At 69.7% G+C, this 13,998-nt stretch carries 11 protein-coding genes; 7 read left to right on the top strand and 4 right to left on the bottom strand.

Going from position 1 to position 13,998, the window contains the following annotated elements; genetic code table 11:
• The first annotated feature begins 33 nt into the window (after positions 1–33).
• Both OOK40_RS03360 and OOK40_RS03355 read left to right on the top strand, forming a co-directional pair.
• On the top strand, positions 34–3,357 hold the full coding sequence (locus tag OOK40_RS03360; RefSeq protein WP_266476334.1) for a S8 family serine peptidase: 3,324 nt from the start codon (positions 34–36) through the stop codon (positions 3,355–3,357).
• Between the two features lie 169 nt (positions 3,358–3,526).
• Complete coding sequence (locus OOK40_RS03355) at positions 3,527–4,555, top strand: aspartate-semialdehyde dehydrogenase (protein WP_266476332.1); 1,029 nt, start codon at positions 3,527–3,529, stop codon at positions 4,553–4,555.
• Between the two features lie 213 nt (positions 4,556–4,768).
• Here the strand turns inward: OOK40_RS03355 and OOK40_RS03350 are convergent, their stop codons facing one another.
• On the bottom strand, positions 4,769–5,272 hold the full coding sequence (locus OOK40_RS03350; protein ID WP_266476330.1) for a DUF1203 domain-containing protein: 504 nt from the start codon (positions 5,270–5,272) through the stop codon (positions 4,769–4,771).
• A gap of 127 nt (positions 5,273–5,399) precedes the next feature.
• On the opposite strand from OOK40_RS03350, the gene pepN reads away from it, so the two are divergent.
• The 5 genes from pepN (at position 5,400) to OOK40_RS03325 (ending at position 10,956) form a co-directional block, all read left to right on the top strand.
• Positions 5,400–7,970, top strand: a complete 2,571-nt coding sequence (gene pepN, locus OOK40_RS03345; RefSeq protein WP_266476328.1) for an aminopeptidase N — start codon at positions 5,400–5,402, stop codon at positions 7,968–7,970.
• A gap of 185 nt (positions 7,971–8,155) precedes the next feature.
• Entirely contained in the window at positions 8,156–9,586 is a 1,431-nt protein-coding gene (locus tag OOK40_RS03340; protein ID WP_266476326.1) for a sensor histidine kinase KdpD, read from the top strand.
• Positions 9,583–9,999 (top strand): roadblock/LC7 domain-containing protein, encoded by a 417-nt coding sequence (locus tag OOK40_RS03335; protein ID WP_266476325.1) that lies wholly within the window; start codon positions 9,583–9,585, stop codon positions 9,997–9,999. Before OOK40_RS03340 ends, OOK40_RS03335 begins: the two co-directional genes overlap by 4 nt.
• Positions 9,996–10,355, top strand: coding sequence for a DUF742 domain-containing protein (locus tag OOK40_RS03330; protein ID WP_266476322.1), 360 nt, complete (start codon positions 9,996–9,998; stop codon positions 10,353–10,355). Before OOK40_RS03335 ends, OOK40_RS03330 begins: the two co-directional genes overlap by 4 nt.
• A complete protein-coding gene (locus OOK40_RS03325; RefSeq protein ID WP_266476320.1) occupies positions 10,336–10,956 on the top strand; it encodes an ATP/GTP-binding protein in 621 nt (206 codons plus the stop codon). Before OOK40_RS03330 ends, OOK40_RS03325 begins: the two co-directional genes overlap by 20 nt.
• A 268-nt stretch (positions 10,957–11,224) precedes the next feature.
• On the opposite strand, the gene OOK40_RS03320 is transcribed toward OOK40_RS03325, so the two are convergent.
• The 3 genes from OOK40_RS03320 to OOK40_RS03310 form a co-directional block, all read right to left on the bottom strand.
• Positions 11,225–12,133, bottom strand: a complete 909-nt coding sequence (locus tag OOK40_RS03320) for a LysR family transcriptional regulator (RefSeq protein ID WP_266476319.1) — start codon at positions 12,131–12,133, stop codon at positions 11,225–11,227.
• A gap of 34 nt (positions 12,134–12,167) precedes the next feature.
• Positions 12,168–12,746, bottom strand: coding sequence for a dihydrofolate reductase family protein (locus OOK40_RS03315; protein ID WP_266476317.1), 579 nt, complete (start codon positions 12,744–12,746; stop codon positions 12,168–12,170).
• A gap of 97 nt (positions 12,747–12,843) precedes the next feature.
• A complete protein-coding gene (locus OOK40_RS03310; RefSeq protein ID WP_266476314.1) occupies positions 12,844–13,797 on the bottom strand; it encodes a DMT family transporter in 954 nt (317 codons plus the stop codon).
• Between the last annotated feature and the right edge of the window lie 201 nt (positions 13,798–13,998).

Below are 13,998 nucleotides of genomic sequence, written 5' to 3'. Positions count from 1 at the left end.
CGAATTCCGGACCCTTACCTTTCACAAGCAGGGATGCTGATGACCCCCCAATCCCAGAGCCCTCTTTCCGGGCGCTCCGTACCAGGTCACAGACGCGCGGCCCGCATCGCGGCCGCCGCATCGATCGTGGCCGCACTGGTAGCAGCAGGCGCCGTACCCGCTTTCTCGGCCGCGCCCGCCGACGACCCGGGCACTTCCGCCGGCGTCAAGGCGGCCTCGTCCGACAAGCTCGGCTCGGCCGACGAGGAACTCCTCGCCCAGGCCGAGGCCAAGGGTGAGAAGAGCGTGACCGTCATGGTCGCCACCGCGCCCGGCGCGACCGAGCAGGTCGCCGGGCAGCTCGACGCGGTCGAGGGTGCCGTGGTCGGCAAGACGTACGACCAGCTCGGCTATGTGCGGGCCACCCTCCCCACCGGCAGGGCGGAGGCCGCGCTCAAGGCGGCCGCCAAGCTCTCCAGCGTCCACGGCATCGACCTCAAGCACGAGGTCAAGCTGGACGACCCGACCCCGGCAGCCGACTCCGCCAAGACCGCGGGTACCGCGGCCGCGCAGACGACGCCGTACCCGGCGCCCGGCAAGGGCACCCCGGCGAAGAACCCGTACAACCCGTCCTTCGAGACCGGCGCTGTCGACTTCGTCAAGGAGCACCCCAAGGCCGACGGCCGCGGTGTGACCATCGGCATCCTCGACTCCGGCGTCGACCTCGGCCACCCGGCGCTGCAGAAGACCACCACCGGCGAGCGCAAGATCGTCGACTGGGTCACGGCGACCGACCCGGTGGCGGACGGCGACGCCACCTGGCGCCAGATGTCGCTCGATGTCAGCGGCCCGACGTTCACCGTCAACGGCCTTACGTACTCCGCCCCGGCGGGCGCGTACAAGTTCGACCTCTTCGCCGAGGCCGCCACCAAGGGCGGCGACATGGCCGGTGACCTCAACCGGGACGGCGACACCACCGACGTCTGGGGCGTGCTGTACGACGCGGGCACCCGCACCGCCCGGGTCGACCTCGACAACGACGGCAACTTCGCCAACGACACCGTGATGAAGCCGTACAAGAACGGCTTCCAGATCGGCTACTTCGGCACCGACAACCCGGCCACCGAGGTCGTCGAGCGCATTCCGTTCGTCATCGAGGTCCGCAAGGACGTCGTCTACAACGCCGCGGGCGCCAAGGCCGACTACGTCAACATCGGCGTCATCGAGTCCGAGCACGGCACGCACGTCGCCGGCATCACCGCCGCCAACAGCCTCTTCGGCGGCCGGATGAACGGCGCCGCCCCCGGCGCCAAGCTGGTCTCCTCGCGCGCCTGCACCTGGAGCGGCGGCTGCACCAACGTCGCGCTCACCGAGGGCATGGCCGACCTGGTCATCAACCGCGGCGTGGACATCGTCAACATGTCCATCGGCGGTCTGCCCGCGCTGAACGACGGCAACAACGCCCGCGCCGAGCTCTACACCCGCCTCATCGACACCTACGGCGTCCAGCTGGTCATCTCGGCCGGCAACGAGGGTCCGGGCACCAACACCATCGGCGACCCCGGCCTCGCCGACAAGGTCATCTCCGTCGGCGCCGCCATCTCCAAGGAGACCTGGGCAGCCAACTACGGCTCCGCGGTGACCAAGAAGTACGCCATGCTCCCCTTCTCCTCCCGTGGACCGCGTGAGGACGGCGGCTTCGCCCCGATCATCACCGCGCCCGGTGCCTCCATCAACACCACCCAGACCTGGCTGCCCGGCGGCCCGGTCAAGGAGGCGGGCTACGAGCTCCCGGCCGGCTACTCCATGCTGCAGGGCACCTCGATGTCCTCGCCGCAGGCCGCCGGCGCGAGCGCACTGCTGCTCTCGGCCGCCAAGCAGCGTCACATCGAGCTGACCCCGGCGAAGCTGCGCACGGCGCTGACCAGCACCGCGCACCGCATCCCCGGAGTGCAGGCGCACGAGCAGGGCTCCGGCCTGATCAACATCGTGGACGCCTGGGACGCCATCGAGGACGGTGCCACCGCCCACGACTACAGCGTCAAGGCCCCGGTCGACACCGCGATCGACTTCGCGCTGAAGACCCCCGGCTTCGGCACCGGCCTCTACGACCGCGAGGGCGGTCTGAAGACCGGGCAGAAGAAGTCCTACGACGTCGTCATCACGCGGACGACAGGACCGGACCGCCCCGTGCGGCACGAGCTGGACTGGAAGTACAACGACGGCACCTTCGACCTGCCCGGCAGCGGCGCGGTCACGCTGCCGCTGAACACCCCGGTCACCGTCAAGGTCGAGGCCAGGCCCCGGACGGCCGGCCTGCACAGCGCGATCCTGGAGGCGGACGACCCGCGTACCGAGGGCGTGGACAAGCAGATCATGGCGACCGTAGTCGTCTCCAAGGAGCTCGCGAAGCCCGCGTACACCTTCTCGGCGTCCGGCTCGGTGCAGCGCAACAGCCACAAGTCGTACTTCATCACGGTGCCCGAGGGCGCCAAGAACCTCGAGGTCGCCCTCGGCGGTCTGGCCGCCAACAGCCAGACCCGGTTCATCGGCATCCACCCGTACGGCGTGGGTGTCGAGGACAGCTCGACGATCTTCTGCTACCCGAACTACAACAATCCGGCGAACACCTGCCGTCCGGACTTGCGCTCGTACGCCGAGCCGACGCCGGGCGTCTGGGAGATCGAGGTCGAGTCGCGGCGTACGTCTCCGCTGCTCGACAACCCGTACAAGCTGGACGTGAGCCTGCTGGGCGCCTCCTTCGACCCGGCCGTCAAGACGCTCCCCGAGGCGAAGGTCGGCACGCCGGCCGCCGTCGAATGGAAGGTCACCAACGGCTTCGCCGCGATCGACGGCAAGCTCGCGGGCGGTTCGCTGGGCTCGGCGAAGGTCGCCCGCCCGTCCATCAAGAACGGTGAGTCGCAGGAGTCGACGGTCACCATCGGTGAGGGCGTCGAGCGTCTCGACGTCGCCATCGGCGGGGTCTCCGACACCGGCGCCGACCTGGACCTGACGGTCCGGCTGAACGGTGTGCAGGTCGGCCAGTCCGCGGACGGCGACTCGGAGGAGGCGGTGAGCCTGCTCAAGCCGGCCGCCGGCACCTACACCATCGTCGTCGACGGTTACGCCGTCCCGGCCGGGACCACCGAGTACAACTACCGCGATGTGTACTTCGCGGCTTCCCTCGGCTCGGTCAAGGTCGACTCGGCGAAGCCGGTCAAGCTCGCCAACGGAGCGTCGGCGCAGGTCAGCGCCGAGATTCTGGTGGGTGGCGCGGCTCCCGAGGGACGTCAGTTCTTCGGCGAGGTACAGCTGCTGAACGGCCGCGGCACCGTCGCGGGCGCCGGTAGCGTCGTGATCGAGAAGGTCACTCCGTAAGGCAGTCAGTGATCGGGGGCGGGTGTCCGTACCGGACGCCCGCCCCCTTTCGTATGCCGGTTTTCACATGCCGGACAATGGATTGGACAAGCAGACCCGGGTCATACGCATGATGGGCAGGCTGCCCGCGTCACACGCACAGATGGACGCACAGACAGAAGGAGTCACCGTGAGGGTCGGAATCGTCGGAGCCACCGGTCAGGTCGGCGGAGTCATGCGCAAGATCCTCGCCGAGCGGAAGTTCCCGGTCGACGAGCTCCGCCTCTTCGCCTCCGCGCGGTCCGCGGGCACCACCCTCACGTGGCAGGACCAGGAGATCACCATCGAGGACGCGTCCAGCGCCGACTACTCCGGCCTGGACATCGTGCTCTTCTCGGCCGGTGGCGCGACCTCCAGGGCGCTCGCCGAGAAGGTCGCCGCACAGGGCGCCGTCGTGATCGACAACTCCTCGGCCTGGCGCCGCGACCCCGAGGTGCCGCTGGTCGTCTCCGAGGTCAACCCGCACGCGATCAAGGACCGGCCCAAGGGCATCATCGCCAACCCGAACTGCACGACGATGGCCGCGATGCCGGTACTGCGCCCGCTGCACGCGGAGGCCGGCCTCACCGCGATGGTCGCCACCACCTACCAGGCGGTGTCGGGCTCCGGTCTGGCCGGTGTCGCCGAGCTGCGCACCCAGGCCTGCGCGGTGTCCGAGGTCGCCGACCAGCTCACGTTCGACGGCGAAGCCGTCGAGTTCCCCGAGCCCGGCGTCTACAAGCGCCCCATCGCTTTCAACGTCCTGCCGCTGGCGGGCAGCATCGTCGACGACGGCTCCTTCGAGACGGACGAGGAGCAGAAGCTCCGCAACGAGTCCCGCAAGATCCTGGAGATCCCGGAGCTCAAGGTCTCCGGCACGTGTGTCCGGGTGCCGGTGTTCTCGGGTCACTCGCTGCAGGTCAACGCGCGCTTCGAGCGTCCGGTCTCGGTGGAGCGGGCGTACGAGCTGCTCAAGGATGCGCCCGGGGTCGAGCTCTCGGAGATCCCGACGCCACTGCAGGCGGCGGGCAAGGACGCGTCGTACGTGGGCCGCATCCGAGTGGACGAGACGGTCGAGAACGGTCTTGCGCTGTTCCTGTCGAACGACAACCTGCGCAAGGGGGCGGCGCTGAACGCGGTCCAGATCGCGGAACTGGTCGCGGACGAGCTCCGCGGGTAGTCCGCCTGGGCGGGCCTGTTCCCCTACCCGCCCCTTCCCGCTGTGACATTTTGCGGCTCAGCCGCGTGGGGGGGCTCCGCCCCGAACCCCGTACGCGCTTCGCGCGTGTCCTCAAACGCCGGACGGGCTGAAATTCAGCCCCTTGGGGGTCCCCCCGGACGAAGTCTGGGGGAGTTTGAGGAGCGGGGGTCCGGGGGCGGAGCCCCCGGATTCCTACCGCCGCCGAACCTCGAACTGGAAGCAGCCGTACTCCACCGCCCTGACGTGGACCAGCACCACCCCCGGCTCCTCGAACGCCCCCCGCAGCGCCTCGTCGAACGCCTCCGTCGCCGCCTCCGGGATCTCCAGCAGGCGGCCTCCCGCTATGTGCCCCTCCGCGTCATACCGCCGCAGCGTTCGCAGTGCCCCCGGCCGGGCGAACGGGTAGCCGCCCCCGTCGCCCGGGCCCGCGCATTCCTCGGCGTGGATGAAGACGGGGCTCTGCTCGTCGTACGCGCCGGGCTTCGCCCCCGTCTCCGCAGCCCAGCGGCGCAGCGGTGCGTACGACACGAGGGCGATGCGTTCGCCGACAGCGCTGGGGCGCAGACAGCAGCGCAGCGGGGCGCCTCCCTCGGTGTCCGTGTACGGGGCGCACACACGCCCCGCGTCGTCGGTGTCGCGAAGCTGCTTGAGGGCGGCGGCCTCGATGGGCCGCGCGGTGAAGAGTGTGTTGGTCATAGGTTCAGCGTGACGCTTCCGGGCTCCTCGTTCCGGCGGGAAACGGACAGGGAATTAACCGCGGGCAGTCCCACCGCAGCCCGTGGAAAGATGGCCGCAAACGTAACGAAACCGAGGAGATGACAGCGTGCCTGGCACGAATCTGACCCGCGAAGAGGCGCAGCAGCGGGCGAGCCTGCTGACCGTCGACTCGTACGAGATCGACCTCGATCTGAGCGGCGCGCAGGAGGGCGGGACCTACCGGTCCGTGACCACGGTGCGCTTCGACTCCGCAGAGGAGGGCGCGGAGACCTTCATCGATCTGGTGGCTCCCGCCGTGCACGAGGTAGTGCTCAACGGCGAGCCGCTGGACGTCGCCGCGGTCTTCCAGGACTCCCGTATCGCGCTGGCGCAGCTGCACGCGGGCCCGAACGAGCTGAAGGTCGTCGCGGACTGCGCGTACACCAACACCGGCGAGGGCCTGCACCGCTTTGTCGACCAGGTGGACCAGCAGGCCTACCTCTACACGCAGTTCGAGGTGCCGGACGCCCGCCGTGTCTTCGCCTCCTTCGAGCAGCCGGACCTGAAGGCGACGTTCCAGTTCACCGTGAAGGCCCCCGAAGGCTGGACGGTCGTCTCGAACTCGGCCACGCCGGAGCCCAAGGACAATGTCTGGCACTTCGAGCCGACGCCCCGTATCTCCAGCTACATCACGGCGCTGATCGTCGGCCCGTACCACTCGGTGCACAGCAGCTACGAGAAGGACGGCCAGTCCGTCCCGCTCGGTGTCTACTGCCGCCCCTCGCTCGCCGAGTTCCTGGACTCCGACGCGATCTTCGAGGTCACCCGTCAGGGCTTCGAGTGGTTCCAGGAGAAGTTCGACTACGACTATCCCTTCGCGAAGTACGACCAGCTCTTCGTGCCGGAGTTCAACGCGGGCGCGATGGAGAACGCGGGCGCGGTGACCATCCGCGACCAGTACGTTTTCCGCTCCAAGGTGACGGACGCGGCGTACGAGGTGCGCGCGGAGACGATCCTGCACGAGCTGGCGCACATGTGGTTCGGCGACCTGGTCACCATGGAGTGGTGGAACGACCTGTGGCTGAACGAGTCGTTCGCCACCTACACCTCGATCGCCTGCCAGGCCGCCCACCCGGAGTCGAGGTGGCCGCAGTCCTGGACCACCTTCGCCAACTCCATGAAGACCTGGGCGTACCGGCAGGACCAGCTGCCGTCCACCCACCCGATCATGGCCGAAATCCGCGACCTCGACGACGTGCTCGTCAACTTCGACGGCATCACGTACGCCAAGGGTGCCTCGGTGCTCAAGCAGCTCGTCGCGTACGTCGGCCAGGACGAGTTCTTCCGCGGCGTGCAGGCCTATTTCAAGGCGCACGCCTTCGGCAACACCCGGCTGTCCGATCTGCTGGGCGCGCTGGAGGAGACCTCCGGCCGTGATCTGAAGACCTGGTCGCAGAAGTGGCTGGAAACCGCGGGCATCAACATCCTGCGCCCGGAGCTCGAGGTCTCCGAGGAGGGGCACGTCACCTCCTTCTCGGTACGCCAGGAGGCCCCGGCCCTGCCCGCCGGCGCCAAGGGTGAGCCGACGCTCCGCCCGCACCGGATCGCGATCGGCTGCTACGACCTCGACGAGAGCGGCAAGCTGGTCCGTACGAGCCGGATCGAGCTGGACGTGGACGGCGAGCTCACGGATGTGCCGTTCCCGCAGAACACCCGCCGTCCCGCGGTGATCCTGCTCAACGACGACGATCTGTCGTACGCGAAGGTCCGCCTCGACGAGGAGTCGCTGCGGGTCGTCACCGCACACCTCGGCGACTTCACCGAGTCGCTGCCGCGCGCCCTGTGCTGGGCATCGGCCTGGGACATGACCCGCGACGGCGAGCTGGCCACCCGGGACTATCTGTCCCTGGTCCTGTCCGGCATCGGCAAGGAGTCGGACATCGGCGTCGTGCAGTCGCTGCACCGCCAGGTGAAGCTGGCGATCGACCTGTACGCGGCGCCCGAGTGGCGCGAGGCGGGGCTCACGCAGTGGACGGACGCGACGCTGGCGCATCTGCGCGCGGCTAAGCCGGGCAGCGACCACCAGCTGGCGTGGGCGCGCGCCTTCGCCGCGACCGCGCGTACGCCGCAGCAACTGGATCTGCTGCAGGCGCTGTTGGACGGTACCGAGACCATCGAGGGCCTGGCGGTGGACACCGAGCTGCGGTGGGCCTTCGTGGAGCGTCTCGCGGCGGTCGGGCAGCTGGACGAGGACGAGATCGCGGCGGAGTACGAGCGGGACAAGACCGCGGCGGGCGAACGCCACGCGATGACGGCGCGCGCGGCCCGGCCGACGGCCGAGGCGAAGGCCGAGGCCTGGGCATCGGTCGTGGAGGCCGACAAGCTGCCGAACGCCCAGCAGGAGGCGGTCATTTCGGGCTTCGTCCAGACCGATCAGCGTGAGCTGCTGGCCCAGTACACCGAGAAGTACTTCGCGGCGGTCAACGACGTGTGGAACTCGCGCAGCCATGAGATCGCGCAGCAGATCGCGGTCGGTCTCTACCCCGCGCTCCAGGTCTCGCGGGCCACTCTGGACGCGACGGACGCATGGCTGGAATCGACCGAGCCGAACGCGGCGCTGCGGCGGCTGATCTCCGAATCGCGCGCGGGAATCGAGCGTGCGCTGACGGCGCAGGCGGCCGACGCGGCCGTCGCGTAACCGTGTAAACGCGCATCCGCGCAGGCAGGCGCCCCGGGCCGTTCGGCCCGGGGCGCATTCCGTTTCAGGGGGCACATGAAGATCCCGCCAAATCGATGACCCGGCGTCATCTCCCGTAACTGGAACGAGATATGCTCCCGCCCGTCGTCATATGATCTTTCCGGTTCGATGGTTTGAGGATGCTGATGGTTCGACAGGAAACGTCGACCGGAAGTCCGCGGAACGCGGCCGCTTTCGGGTGGCTCCTGCTCGTCGTCGTGACCGCCGTGGCCGCCGCGGTGGCCGCTGCCCTGGTTTCCGCCCCGGCGCGTACCGCCGTGGTCTGGATCGGTGTCGCGGCAGTCGTGCCGGTCGCCGTCGCCTGCGCGGAAGTGGCGCGGCGCGGCCGGCGGATCGAGGAGCTGAGCGCCCGGCTCGCCGAGCGGGAGGCGGTGCTGTCACAACAGCAGGCCGAGACCGCACGGCTGGCCGGTGAGCTGCTGCCTCAGGTCGTGGAGCGGCTGCGCTCGGGCGAGTTCCCCGAGGACGTGCTCGAATCGCTCGACGCCCCGGCCGAGCACCAGGCGGTCCTGAGCTCGGTGCTCGACGCGGTCGTCGCCGAGGAGGACCTGCGCGAGTCCGCGCAGCGGGCGTTCGTGAACATCGCCCGTCGCGTTCAGGCCATCGTTCACCAACAGGCGCAGGAACTGCGGGAGATGGAGGACCGGCACGGCAAGTCGCCCGAGGTCTTCGGCGATCTGCTGCGGATCGACCACGGCACCGCGCTGATCGGCCGGCTCGCCGACTCCATCGCCGTACTCGGCGGTGCGCGGCCCGGCCGCCAGTGGAGCAAGGCCGTACCGCTCTACAGCGTGATGCGCGGCGCCATGTCGCGGATCATCGACTACCAGCGCGTCGAACTCCACTCCGTCTCCGAGGTCGCGGTCGTCGGCACCGCCGTCGAGCCGCTGATCCATGCGCTCGCCGAGCTTCTCGACAACGCGACCCGCTACTCGCCGCCGCAGGCCAAGGTCCATCTGACCGCCGTCGACGTGCAGTCGGGCATCGCCATCGAGATCGAGGACGGCGGTGTGAGCATGAGCGAGGAGGCCCGCAAGCGGGCCGAGCGCATGCTCCGCCAGGCCCAGCAGGGCATCGACGTCAACGACCTGGGCGAGACGCCCCGCCTCGGCCTCGCCGTGGTCGGCCGGCTGTCGCAGGTGTACGGCTTCCAGGTCTCGCTGCGTTCGTCGGCGTACGGCGGTGTACGCGCCGTACTCGTCGTCCCGCAGGCACTGATCACCACCGCGTCGTCGGCGACCGGTCTCGCGCACGGCATCGGGGCGTCCTCCGGCCCCCGCGCCACCGGCACGATCACCGAACAGCCGCCGTCCCGGCAGGTGACCGGCCCGATGACGGCGGACGAAGAGGCCCCGATCGTGACCGAACGGACCCCGACCGGTCTGCCGCAGCGGCGTCGCAAGGCTCCCGTCACCGAAACGGCCGCATCCGCCGCATCCGCCGCGCCCGAGCCGGAGGCCTCCCCCGAGGTGCAGCCCGGCATGTGGCTGAGCGCCTTCCAGAGCGGCCTCGCCGGTGAGACCACCCAGACGAGCAAGGGAAACACGCAGCCATGATTCAGCAGCATTCCACCCGGACGAACATGGACTGGATGCTCAAGGACCTGGCAGAGGGCGTCCCCCAGACCCGGAACGTGGTCGTTCTGTCCGCCGACGGGCTGCGCATGGCCCAGTACGGCGCGGACACCGACACCGCGGACCGGCTGGCCGCCGCCTGCGCCGGGCTGCAGAGCCTCGCGGGCGCCGTCGCCTCCGAACTGCCGCACAGCGACGGCCGGATGCACCTGGTCGTCATCGAGATGACCGGCGGCTTCTTCTATCTGATGGCGGCGGGCTCGGGGGCGTTTCTCGCCGTGCTGGCCGACGAAGGGGTCGACGCCGGGCTGATGGGACAGCGGATGCGGGACCTCGTGCTGCGGATCGGGGAGCACATGAGCACGCCGCCGCGGCACGAGGGGCACACCGCGTGAGCAACCCGGGCGGGGACTGGGAGGAGAGCAGTCCCGAGCGGCTCTACGTCATCACGGGCGGCCGCAGCGGCTCCTCCGCACCCACCGCACTCGACCTGGTCACGCTGATCGTGGCCAAGTCGGGTTCCCGCCCCGGTATGCAGCCCGAGCAGGCCGCGATCATCCGGCTCTGCCACGCCCCGCTGTCGGTGGCCGAGATCTCCGCCTATCTGAGGCTTCCGGTGAGCGTCGTCACCGTGCTGCTCAGCGATCTGCTGGCCGAGGACCGGGTACTCGCCCGCGCACCCGTCAAACCCGCCCAACTCCCCGACCGCGCTTTGATTGAGGCAGTGATCGATGGACTTCAGAAGCTCTGAGCAGGCCGTCGGGCCGCGCAGCGAGGACGTGCTGCCGGAGACGGCCACGGCCGCCGTCAAGGTGGTCATCGTGGGCGGCTTCGGAGTCGGCAAGACGACCCTGGTCGGCTCGGTGAGCGAGATCCGGCCGCTGACCACCGAGGAGACGATGACCCAGGCCGGGGTCGGCGTCGACGACACGGCCGGCGTGGAGCGCAAGACCTCGACGACGGTCGCCATGGACTTCGGCCGCATCAGCATCAACGAGGAGCTGGTGCTGTACCTCTTCGGCACGCCAGGCCAGGAACGCTTCTGGTTCCTGTGGCGCGGCCTGTTCGAGGGGGCCCTGGGCGCGGTGGTGCTGGTCGACACCCGCCGTTTGGAGGTCAGCTTCGACGTCATCGGCCGCCTGGAGGAGCGCGGGGTGCCGTTCGTGGTGGCCGTCAACTCCTTCCCGGACGCGCCGGGTTACCCGCTCGACGAGGTGCGCGGCGCGCTCGACCTGCCGGATTCGGTGCCGATCGTGGCGTGCGACGCGCGTACGCGTGCGTCGAGCCGTGACGTACTGATGACGCTGATGCGGTATCTGCAGTCCCTCGCCGTGGCGAAGGAAGCGTCGTGATGAGAGCGGTGCACGATACGAGACGCGACCGCCCGTTCGCGTAGGCGGTGCGCCTGCGGCGGGCTTGTGCGACTCGGTCGCACATTTCAGCCCGTCCGGCGTTTGAGGACATGCGGCCGAAGGTCGCATACGGGGGTCTGGGGACCTGCCCCCAGTTCGGGATGGGGGCACCTCCCACGGCCGCCAGGCCGTAGGGGGAGGGCGGGTAGGGGCTGTATCGATGTGCGGCTCCGCCGCGTGGGGCCCGCCGCAGGCGCACCACCGCCCCTCACCGCCTCGCCGCCGCAGCCCCCCTCAGCGCCCCCACCACCCGCCCGACCGCCCGCCCTTCCTCCGCCCCCCTGCGCACCGCCGCCACCACATGCCGCCGCGGCTGGTCCGCGCTCAGGACACGCATCACGACGCCCGCACGATCGCCCCGTTCGGCCGCCATGCGGGGGATCAGCGCGACGCCCATCCCCGCTTCCACCATCGCCAGGATCGCCGTCCAACCGGCCGCAGAGTGGGCCTGTTCCGGCACGAAGCCCGCCGCCTCGCAGGCCGCGAGTGTGATCTCCGACCACGGTCCGCTGCCTCCGAAGATCCACGGTTCGCCGGACAGGTCCGCGAGCCGCAGTCCGGCGGCGGACGCCAGCGGGTGCCCGGCCGGAAGGGCCACGTCCAGTGGGTCCGCCAGGAGCGGGAAGCGGCTGAACTTCGGGTCGCGGGCCGTCGGCGCGTGCGCGGCCAGGGACAGCGCGACGTCCACGTCCCCGGACAGCAGCAGTTCGTACGCCTCCGCCGCCTCCGCCTCCCGCACCCGGACCTCAAGCAAGGGATACTCCTGCCTCAGCTCCCGTACCGCGGGCACGACCAGCGCGGGCACGGCCGTCGAGAAGGCGCCTACCCGCACCTCCCCCGCCTCGCCCTGCAGGTAGCCGGTCAACTCCGCGTCCGCCCGCTCCAGTTGGGCGAAGACGGCCTCCGCGTGCCGCAGCACCAGATGCGCCGCGTCGGTGAGCCGCACCCGCCGCCCCTGCGCCTCAAGCAGGGGTACGCCGAGTTGCTTTGCGAGATTCGAGAGCTGCTGCGACACGGCCGAGGGGGTCATCAGCAGCGCCTCCGCCGTGGCCGTCACGGTCCCCCGCTCGCTCAGCGTGCGCAGGATCTGGAGCTTCTTGATGTCCCACTCGGTCATGGCCGCACGCTATCCGCCCGGCCCGGGCCCGGCGTTACCGCTTCCGCGCGTACGTCGTGAAGATCAGCCCGTTGTCGAAGACCCGGTTGCTCATCAGCTCGAGGTTCATCGCGCCGTACTTCTCCGAGAACATGGGGACTCCCGCGCCCAGCACCACCGGGTAGGTCTTCACATGCAGCTCGTCGATCTCGTCGCGCAACTGCCCGGCGAGATCGGCCCCGCCGCAGAGGTAGATCCCGAGATCGCCGTCCTCCGCCTTGAGCTCGCGGATCTTGGCGACCATGTCGCCGGACACGATCTCCACCGCCGGGTCGGGTGACTCCTTGAGGCTGCGGGAGACGACGTACTGGCGCATATGCGCGTACGGACTGGTGACATCGATCCGGAGCGCGGGCTCGTAGGTGTTGCGCCCCATGACGACGGTGTCGAAGTGCACATTCGCCGCGTTCTCGATGCCGAGCATCGGACGGACATGGGTGGGAAGCGTCTCGGGGTACTCCGCCGAGGCGTACGCCGTGAACTCCTCGCTGATGGGGTAGACGTCGCCGTCCCCGTCGGGCGCGGCGATGAAGCCGTCGATGGACACGGCGATGTAGTACACGAGCTTTCGCAAGCTGATCCTCATTCACTGGTTCTGGCGGCCGGGACTCCGACCACGACGTTCATAGTGCTCCACCTGTAGTGGTTACGCAAGACCCTTTCCTGGAGCCTCACTTGACCCGGCCCCCCGACCCCAGCATCACCCCGCCGAGGATCAGCGCCATGCACAGGATCTGCGTCGGCCCGGTCGACTCGCCCAGCAGGGCGAAGGAGAGCACCGCCACGCACACCGGCTGCAGGTAGTACACGACTCCGGCCCGCGCTGCGCCGATCACCGCGATCGCCTTGTTCCAGGCGAAGAAGGCGATCGCGGAGGAGAAGACGCCGACGTAGACCAGCGGCCCGACCGTCCCGGCCGTCGGCGCGAAGCCGCCCTGGACGGCCAGACTGATGGCGAACACCGGTGCCAGCATCAGCGCGCCGAGGACGAACGTCATGAGGAGGAAGGCGAGTCCGCCGATCTCGGCGGGCCGTCGCCGCAGCAGTGCGCTGTACGAGGCGAAACTGAGCGTGGCCGCGAACATCCACAGGTCACCGGCGGTGAAGTCCATCGCGAGGGACCCCTTGCCGACGAGCAGCAGAACTCCCGTGCAGGCGATGGCCATTCCCACCACGCGCCGCGCCCCGAGCCGCTGCCCGCCGACGCGTTCGCCGACGGCCATCAGGACGGGCGACGCAGCCATGATCATGCCCATGTTGCCGGCCGGGGTGGTCAGACCGGCCTGGTTGACGAGGGTGTTGTAGACGGTGACGCCGAGCAGCGAGGCGAGCGTGATGAATCCCAAGTGGCGCCGGATCAGCCCTCGCTGACGCCAGGCCTCCCGTAGCGCGAAGGGCGCGACGGCGATGATCGCGATGATCCAGCGCCAGAACGCGGCCTGCACGGGCGGGACAGAATCGTGGAGGGCACGAGAGGCGACGAAGCTCCCCGACCAGACGACCGTCGCCACGGCGGCGAGCAGTAGCCCGGCCCCGGAGCGGTGGCCGGGGCCGACGCCTGAGCCCTGCCGGCCCCGCCTCGCCGTGGTCGCCTCACTGCTGCGGACGCGGTCCAGGACTGCCATCGGTACCCCTTGCCCTCTCCCCCGACCCGGGGCTCTCTCGCTGGTGCGATCTACCGTCGCAGCGAGGAAACGCTTAGGTCCATCGAATCTTTTCGACGATTACTTGAAGGAGAGCTGAAAGATCAGGCAGGGCTGCCCGGGCCGGACCTGCGACGCACTCGGGCGTCGGGACATGACGTCGGGGCATGACAAGGGCGCCCC

Origin of the sequence: Streptomyces sp. NBC_01481 (genome assembly GCF_026339995.1) — a bacterium.
Taxonomy (GTDB): domain Bacteria; phylum Actinomycetota; class Actinomycetes; order Streptomycetales; family Streptomycetaceae; genus Streptomyces.
Note: the sequence above shows the minus strand (reverse complement) of the source record. Positions and strands in the feature narration are given on the sequence as shown.